The 7,383-nt window shown below is 67.3% G+C and carries 6 protein-coding genes and 1 pseudogene; 2 read left to right on the top strand and 5 right to left on the bottom strand.

Annotated elements, in window-relative coordinates:
* The 5 genes and pseudogenes from WA317_RS20340 to WA317_RS20320 all read right to left on the bottom strand — a co-directional run.
* Positions 1–286: pseudogene (locus WA317_RS20340) on the bottom strand (gephyrin-like molybdotransferase Glp); the annotation flags it as partial.
* Complete coding sequence (locus WA317_RS20335) at positions 286–1,209, bottom strand: SDR family NAD(P)-dependent oxidoreductase (RefSeq protein WP_425174741.1); 924 nt, start codon at positions 1,207–1,209, stop codon at positions 286–288. The gene WA317_RS20335 and the pseudogene WA317_RS20340, both read right to left, overlap by 1 nt.
* A 121-nt stretch (positions 1,210–1,330) precedes the next feature.
* Complete coding sequence (locus tag WA317_RS20330; protein WP_425174740.1) at positions 1,331–3,034, bottom strand: DEAD/DEAH box helicase; 1,704 nt, start codon at positions 3,032–3,034, stop codon at positions 1,331–1,333.
* Positions 3,035–3,108: 74 nt separating this feature from the next.
* Positions 3,109–4,167: an alpha/beta hydrolase gene (locus WA317_RS20325; RefSeq protein ID WP_425174739.1), complete on the bottom strand. Its 1,059-nt coding sequence runs from the start codon at positions 4,165–4,167 to the stop codon at positions 3,109–3,111.
* Positions 4,168–4,172: 5 nt separating this feature from the next.
* A complete protein-coding gene (locus tag WA317_RS20320; RefSeq protein ID WP_425174738.1) occupies positions 4,173–5,771 on the bottom strand; it encodes an FAD-dependent monooxygenase in 1,599 nt (532 codons plus the stop codon).
* Positions 5,772–5,855: 84 nt separating this feature from the next.
* Between WA317_RS20320 and WA317_RS20315 the strand changes: the two genes are divergently transcribed.
* Together WA317_RS20315 and WA317_RS20310 are read left to right on the top strand one after the other, a co-directional pair.
* The gene (locus WA317_RS20315; RefSeq protein ID WP_425174737.1) at positions 5,856–6,473 is read left to right on the top strand and encodes a TetR family transcriptional regulator; all 618 of its coding nucleotides are present in this window, start codon (positions 5,856–5,858) and stop codon (positions 6,471–6,473) included.
* Positions 6,473–7,204, top strand: a complete 732-nt coding sequence (locus tag WA317_RS20310) for a M24 family metallopeptidase (protein ID WP_425174742.1) — start codon at positions 6,473–6,475, stop codon at positions 7,202–7,204. The genes WA317_RS20315 and WA317_RS20310 overlap by 1 nt, the downstream gene beginning before the upstream one ends.
* The last annotated feature ends 179 nt before the right edge of the window (positions 7,205–7,383 follow it).

Below are 7,383 nucleotides of genomic sequence, written 5' to 3'. Positions count from 1 at the left end.
GTGCGGTCCCAGGTTGCAGTGCCGGGATGTCGGTGCGCCCAGCTGCGATGTCTTCGGCGACCGGCAGTTTCACCGGATGGTCGTCGGTCGCGGCGGCGACGTCATCGGCGCGCACCGCGTAGCCGTCCATCGCGGAGTTGTCAAAGACCGGCAGCGACACCGGGGCGGTCACGTCGTCAGCGAGAACCAGGCCGGCCGCCTCGGCCAACCGGACCGGCGCGGCGGGACGGGCAGCGATCAGAGCCGCGACGACGCGCCGGTGCTCGTCGACCGAACGTAACGGCATCAGACCGGAAAGGTGACGCCGGTGAGCTCTTCGGAGACCGTCCAGAGCCGACCGGCCACGTCCTCGTCATGGGACTGCGCGCTGGAGTTCACGACTTTCGGATGCCCGCGCTGTTCGCCGATTCCGTCCGGTCCGTAGTACTGGCCGCCCTCGACGCCGGGGTCGGTGGCGGCCCGCAGCGTGGGCAGCGCACCCATCGCCGCGCTCTGGAATACCAGCGGACTCAGCACCGAGATCGCGGGCTTGAAGAGGACCGGCAGGTTGCGGGTGAGCTCGGTGCTCGACCCGCCGGGGTGCGCGGCGACGGCCACGGTCGGCGCGGTTTTGGCCGCCAGCCGGCGCTGCAGCTCGTAGGTGAACAGCAGGTTGGCCAACTTCGCCTGGCCGTAGGCGCCGATCCGGTCGTATCGGCGTTCCCACTGCAGATCGTCGAAGTGAATGGTCGCGCGGATCCGGTGGCCGACGCTGCTGACCGTCACCACCCGTGAGCCCCGGACCGGTAACAGGTGGTCGAGCACCAGGCCGGTCAGCGCGAAGTGGCCGAGATGGTTGGTGCCGAACTGCAACTCGAACCCGTCTTCGGTGCGCTGCTTGGGGGTCCACATCACCCCGGCGTTGTTGATCAACAGGTCGATGCGCCGGTACTTCGAGCGCAGCGCGTCGGCGGCGCGGCGCACCGAAGCCAGTGAGCCCAAGTTGAGCTCCTGCAGCGTCACGTCCGCTTTCGGGCTGGCGGCGACGATGCGGGCCAGTGCGGCGTTGCCCTTTTCGGGATTGCGGACCGCCAGCACCACGTGCGCCCCGGCGCGTGCCAGCACTGCTGCGGCTTCGTAGCCGATACCGGTGTTGGAGCCGGTGACAATGGCGACCCGGCCGCTTTGGTCCGGCACGTCGGCCGCTGTCCATTTGCCGTTACCGCCCATGGCGCAACGATACTCACCCGTGGCGATCGCCAGCGCGGCAGAGCCGGGCGCAGTGGGTCGCCACCAAACCGTGGCGATCGCAGCGCGGCAGAGCCGGGCTGCCGAGATCGTCGCGGCAGCCTCAAGCGCTCAGCGTGCGTACCGCCTCGATGCGTGCCTGCAATTGCCCGGTTGTTGCCGCGGCCACCGGCGGGCCGCCGCAGACCCGGCGCAGCTCGTTGTGGATCCACCCGTGCGGTTTGCCAGTGCGGTGATGCGCGGCCGACACCAGCGCGTTCAGTTCGCGACGCAGGTCGCGCAGCTGAACGTGCCGGGTCACCGGTCCTGGCGCATCGCCGTTCACCGCCGTTCTCCGGTTGGCCAGCTGTGCTTCTTGACGGCGGCCGAGCAGCTCTTTCATCTGCGCGGCGTCCAGTAGGCCCGGGATGCCCAAATAGTCGGCTTCTTCCGCGCTGCCCGTCGGGGTGGCGGTGCCGAACGTCGAGCCGTCGAAGATCACCTGGTCGAGTTCGGCGTCGGCGCCCAGCGACGTGAAACTGTTGTCGAGTTCGGATGGCTCGCTATGGTGACGTTGAGCGGCGGCGATCAGCTCCTCGCTGTCGCGGTGCGGCTGTCCGAGCACGTGGTTGCGCTGGGCCTCCAGCTCACTGGCCAGCTGCAGCAGCGACGGCACCGACGGCAAGAAGATGCTCGCCGTCTCCCCGGGCCGCCGGGACCGGACGAACCGGCCGATGGCCTGGGCGAAGAACAGCGGCGTCGACGCGCTGGTGGCGTACACCCCGACCGCGAGCCGGGGCACGTCCACACCCTCGGAAACCATCCGCACGGCGACCAGCCACCGGTTGGTTTCCGCGGCGAACCGGGCGATGCGATCGGACGACCCCGGGTCATCGGAGAGCACCACGGTTGCGGGCTCGCCAGTGATGGTGGCGACCAGTTCCGCGTAGGCACGGGCGGCGGTCTGATCCGTCGCGATGATCATGCCGCCGGCGTCGGGGACACCGCCGTCACGCAGCTGCCGCAGCCGGGTGTCGGCGGCCAGGATCACCGCCGGCATCCACTGGCCGGCCGGATCCAGGGCGGTGCGCCACGCTTGCGCCGTCTGCTCCGCGGTCAGCGGTTCACCCAGCCGGGCGGTGAATTCGGTTCCGGCTTGCGGCCCGGCGCCGACCCGCCAGCGGGCTTCGCCGGAGTAGGCCAGGAACATCACCGGCCGGACGACACCGTCGCTCAGCGCTTCGGCGTAGCCGTAGGTGTGGTCAGCCGCCGACCGCAGCACGCCGTTGCCGTCGGGTTCGTAACGGATGAACGGGATGGCAGCGTCGTCACTGCGAAACGGTGTACCGGTCAGGGCCAGTCGGCGGGTGGCGTCACCGAAGGCCTCACGGATGCTGTCACCCCAGCTTTTAGCGTCTCCGCCATGGTGGATTTCGTCGAAGATGACCAAGGTGCGCCGGCCTTCGGTTCGCACCCGGTGCCGCGCCGGGTGCCGGGCGACTTGGGCGTAGGTGACGACGATGCCGTGGTATTCCGCGGAGGTGTGCGCCGCCGAGTTGCGGAATCTCGGGTCCAGCTCGATGCCGTCGACGGCCGCCGCCGAGGCCCACTGGGTCTTCAGGTGCTCGGTGGGTACCACCACGGTGAGGGTGTCCACCGTGCGATCGGCCAGCAGTTCGGCGGCGATCCGCAGCGCGAACGCGGTCTTGCCCGCTCCCGGGGTGGCGACCAGCAGGAAATCGCGTGGTTTGGTGGCGAGGTACCGCACCAAGGCCCGCCGCTGCCAGCCCCGCAAAGCCTGGGTGCTGGGCGCTTCACCAGCCCGCACCCATCGACTCCTATCTGGTCGAGATGCAGTCTAGGGCAACGACATCGGTACTCGCATATCCGCAGGACAGGTGATCAGTGATGGTCGGCGAACTGCGCGCGCAACCACCCGATGATCTTCGGCACCACCTCGGGGGCCTTGCTCATCGCGACGTGGCCAGTGCCCTCGATCAGGTGGACCTCGGTGTTCGGGCGGCCCTCGAAGACCAGTGTGTCCGACTGCGGGATGAAGTAATCGTCGGCGCCGTTGACCACGAGCATCATCGAATTGCGTCGCTGGGCAAGCAGGTCCTGCCGGTTCAGCTGCTGCAGTCCGGCGCTGAGCTCGTCAAGGGTCGGCGAATGACTCCAGTGCATGGCGTTGCCGAGAACGTCGTGCATGCCGTAGGGCAGTTTCTTCGCGTTCTTCCGTCCGAACGCGTCGACGACCGGCCCGCCGAGATCGACGGCGGCGTCGACGATCCCGGATAGCCCCGACATCGCCGCGAAGTTTCCGCCGAAGGACGCCCCGAAGTGGGCGACCCCGCCGTGGCCCAGCTTCCTGGCGTAGTCGGCGAGCCCGCGGATCACCTCGTCGGCGTGCCCGTCGAGCGGGATCGCCGTTTCACCGGTGCCGGGGTGGTCGAAGGCCAGCGTGGTCAGGCCGGCGCCCTTGGTGAAGCCGACCCACCAAGGGTGGATGTCCATCTTCCAGGTGTCCACCCCGCCGCTGGCGATCAGCACAGGCCGGCTCGCGTAGTCGCCGTCGGCGGAGTACAGGTGGACCGGCACCGCGACGGTGCCGTCGCGGTAGGGCACCGTGATGATGCGCCGCTCGAAGGTCACCGGGAAATCCTTGGACGCCAAGTCGAATTGCTCGAGCTGCTTCTGCAGGGCCCGCGCCCGCGCCTCGTCGGTCAGGCAGGGAAACTTCGCGCAGCCATAGACCATCGATGCCAGGTAGTGGTCGCCGCGGTCGGCGTGTTCCCTGGCCAGCTTCGACCATTCGTAGACCCAGCCGCCCGGCGCGTCGGCCCACATGTCTGTGGTTGCCGCCGCGACCCGCTTGATGTCGTCGAGCGGGATGCCGAACTTTTCGAACTGGTTGGTGCGGTCCTCGAACATGTCCGCAGCGGTGACGTCGTAGGTGTACATGGGATTCAGCTCCTGACCTTGGCGAAGTAGCCGGTGACGGTCGTCGCGTCGTCGAGGGAGGCGATGGCGCCGATGTAGCCGTCCGGCCGTATCACGACCCGGCCACCGATCGTGAGCCCGAACCGCTGCGCCACAACGCCGTTCGGGTCAGCGATGACGGTGTCATAGCCTGCGACGGGGGCCTCGTCGGCGGTCACCAGCACCTGCACTTGCCCGCTGTCGACCGCGGCGGGGGCCGGCTGTCCGGCGCCATTAATAGTGACCACCACGTGACCCAAGGTCTGCGGTCCGCACACCGCACTGAGTTGCTTCTGCACAGCCTCGTCGACCATATGCGGAAAATGTTCTCCAACGACTACCTTGGTGCGCCTGGTTCTTTGGCCCACGGTGGTCGGGCTTTTCTTGTAGCTGACGTTGACCTCCTCGGCGGCGTCGGCCATCGCTCGTCGCGCCGCCGGCACGTGCGAAGCCATCCGAATCGCCATGTCGCGGATCCGCCGGGGCGCACCGGACAGCGTGCCAACCTTGGTGAGTCGATTGGTGAATGTAATGACGCTGTCGGCGACGGGGATGCGCTCGGCCTGATAGCTGTTTAGCAGCGTGTCACCGGCGTGGCCACTGACACTGCCGTTGACCACCGCCGCCAGCTTCCAGGCCAGGTTGAACGCGTCCTGCATGCCGGTGTTCATGCCCTGACCACCGGCCGGGCTGTGGATATGAGCGGCGTCGCCGGCCAAAAAGGCGCGGCCCCAGCGGTAAGCCGGCACCCGCCCATGGTGAATTTCGAAACTGGTCAGCCAGTGCGAGCGCACCACCCCGATGCCGCCGATCCTCCGGTCGAGGACCACCTGCAGTTGCTCCTGGCTCGGGTGCATGTTCATTGGGGCGCCGGGCGCGTCGTGCACCTGGGCGAGAAACCGCATCCGGCCGTCCCGCATCGGCAGCACGACCACCGGCCCATCGGGGGAGAAGAAGGTGTGCATCGAGTCCAGGTCCAGCTGGTGCTCGGCGTCGACATCCCCGAGCAGAAAACGTTCGCCGACAAAGGAACCGGTGAGTTTGGCGCCGACCAGGCGTCGCACCGTGCTGTGGGCGCCATCGGCCCCGATCACCCAATGAGCGGTCACCTGCTCGGTCGATCCGTCGTCGTGTCGCAAGGTGAGGTGAGCGGCGTTTGCATCTCGGCCGTCCTGGGCCAGCCCGACCAGTTCGACACCGCGCTCGACGATGACACCGTGCGAGTGCAGGTATTCGCCCAGCACGCGCTCGGTTTCGGTCTGCGCTGTGCTCAACGAGAACGGGAACGCGCTGTCGACGTCACCGAGCGGCACCCGGAAGAGCTTGCTGTGTCCGGCGTAGGTCTGCATCGCGATGGCCTTGACACCGGTGCTCAGCATTTCGTCGACGATGCCCATTCGGTCGAACATGTCCAGGCTGCGGGCGTGCACCGACACCGCGCGGGACTGCGCGGTGGGTTGCGCCAATTTGTCGATCACCCGCACGCGGACGCCACGGCGAGCGAGCTCGCAGCCGGCGACCAGGCCGACAGGTCCGGCGCCGACAACCAGGACATCGGTGACATCGGGGTCGGGAGAAACACTCATGACTACATCCTTTTCACGGTTTGTTGAAACTAATCTCACCGTACGATGAAACTAGTTTCAACGCAATAGGAAATTCTCGCTATGATGAAACTTGTGCCGAAGAAGTCGACGACTCCCGGTCCACGGGATGAACGCGGGGTGCTCGCTGCGCGGATAATTACCGCCGCCCGCGACGAGTTCGCCCAGCACGGCTGGGCCGGAACCACTATCCGGGCGGTGGCGCGGGCGGCCGACGTCGACCCCGCGCTGGTCTACCACTACTTCGGATCGAAGGAAGGTCTGCTGGACGTCGCAACGAACCCGCCGCAGAAGTGGCTGGAGAGCGTCGCCAAGGTCTGGACTACGCCGATCGAGCAGCTCGGCGCCGCGCTGCTGGAGTTGCTGCTGACCAGCTGGGCCGACGACGAGATCGGGCCGACGCTGCGTGCGATCTTGCAGACCGCTGCCCACGAACCAGCCACCCGCGAGAAGCTGCGCCGAGTCGTCGAGGGCATTCTGATGGGCGTCTCGCAGCTCGGCAGCGATGAACGAGACCGCCTGGTCCGCAGCGGGCTAGTCTCGTCACAAATGCTGGGCTTCGCGCTGATGCGTTACGTCTGGAAAATCGAGCCCATCGCGTCGATGGCTGAGGACGAGGTGATCGCCGCGATCGCCCCCAACCTGCAGCGCTACGTCGACGGCGACCTAAAACTGGCGAGATGATGCTGCGTCGCGTCCGTAACATCGGTGCGGTGGCAAGGGTGGTCGACGAGGAAACTGTCCGGGTGGAACGGCTCCTCGACGCCGAAGCCAAGGCCGCACAACTCTTCGACGAGGTCGAGCGCCGCAACATGATCCGCGCCGGCATCGGTGAGCGCCAGTTGTCCGACGAGATCCGCGACTTGGCCGCCGACATGTTCGGGGTGACCCGACATTGGCATCGGCGGATTGTGCGGGCCGGTGAGAACACCTTGCAGCCCTTCCGGCAACGCCCGCCGGACCGGGTGATCGCCGACGGCGACGTCGTCTTCCTGGACCTCGGGCCGGTCTTCGAGGAGTGGGAGGCTGATTTCGGGCGCACCTACGTGCTCAGCGACGACCCGGACAAGGTGGCCCTGCGTGACGCGCTGCCGCGGGTGTGGGAAGCCGGCCGCGACTATTTCCAGAAACATCCCGACGTTACGGGTGCCGAATTGTTCGACCACGTCGTCGAGATCGCCCGTATCGACGGATTCGACTGGGGCAGCCACATCGCCGGCCACCTGGTCGGCCAGTTTCCGCACAAAAAGATCGCCGGTGCCGGCATCCAGTGGTACATCATGCCGGGATCAGACAAGCCGATGCGGCGCCGCGACCGCAGCGGCCAGATCTGCCACTGGATCCTCGAGATCCATCTGCTCGACCGTCTCCGCCGCTTCGGCGGATTCTACGAGCAGCTGCTCGACCTGCCCTGAAGTGATGGCCCGGCTCCTCAGCCCGCGGCTTCGCGGCGCGCATCGTCACCGGGCGATCTTGCACTCGGCATAGGCGAGTGCTAAAAATGACGTTGGCACTCCCGACCGGTGAGTGCCAGGTCGGGACGGTGAGACCTAGCCACGACAGCTACGGTCGTCCGTCGCGGGCACTGCACCCG

Origin of the sequence: Mycobacterium sp., assembly GCF_049802695.1 — a bacterium.
Lineage (GTDB): Bacteria > Actinomycetota > Actinomycetes > Mycobacteriales > Mycobacteriaceae > Mycobacterium.
This window is presented reverse-complemented; position numbering and strand designations above follow the sequence as displayed.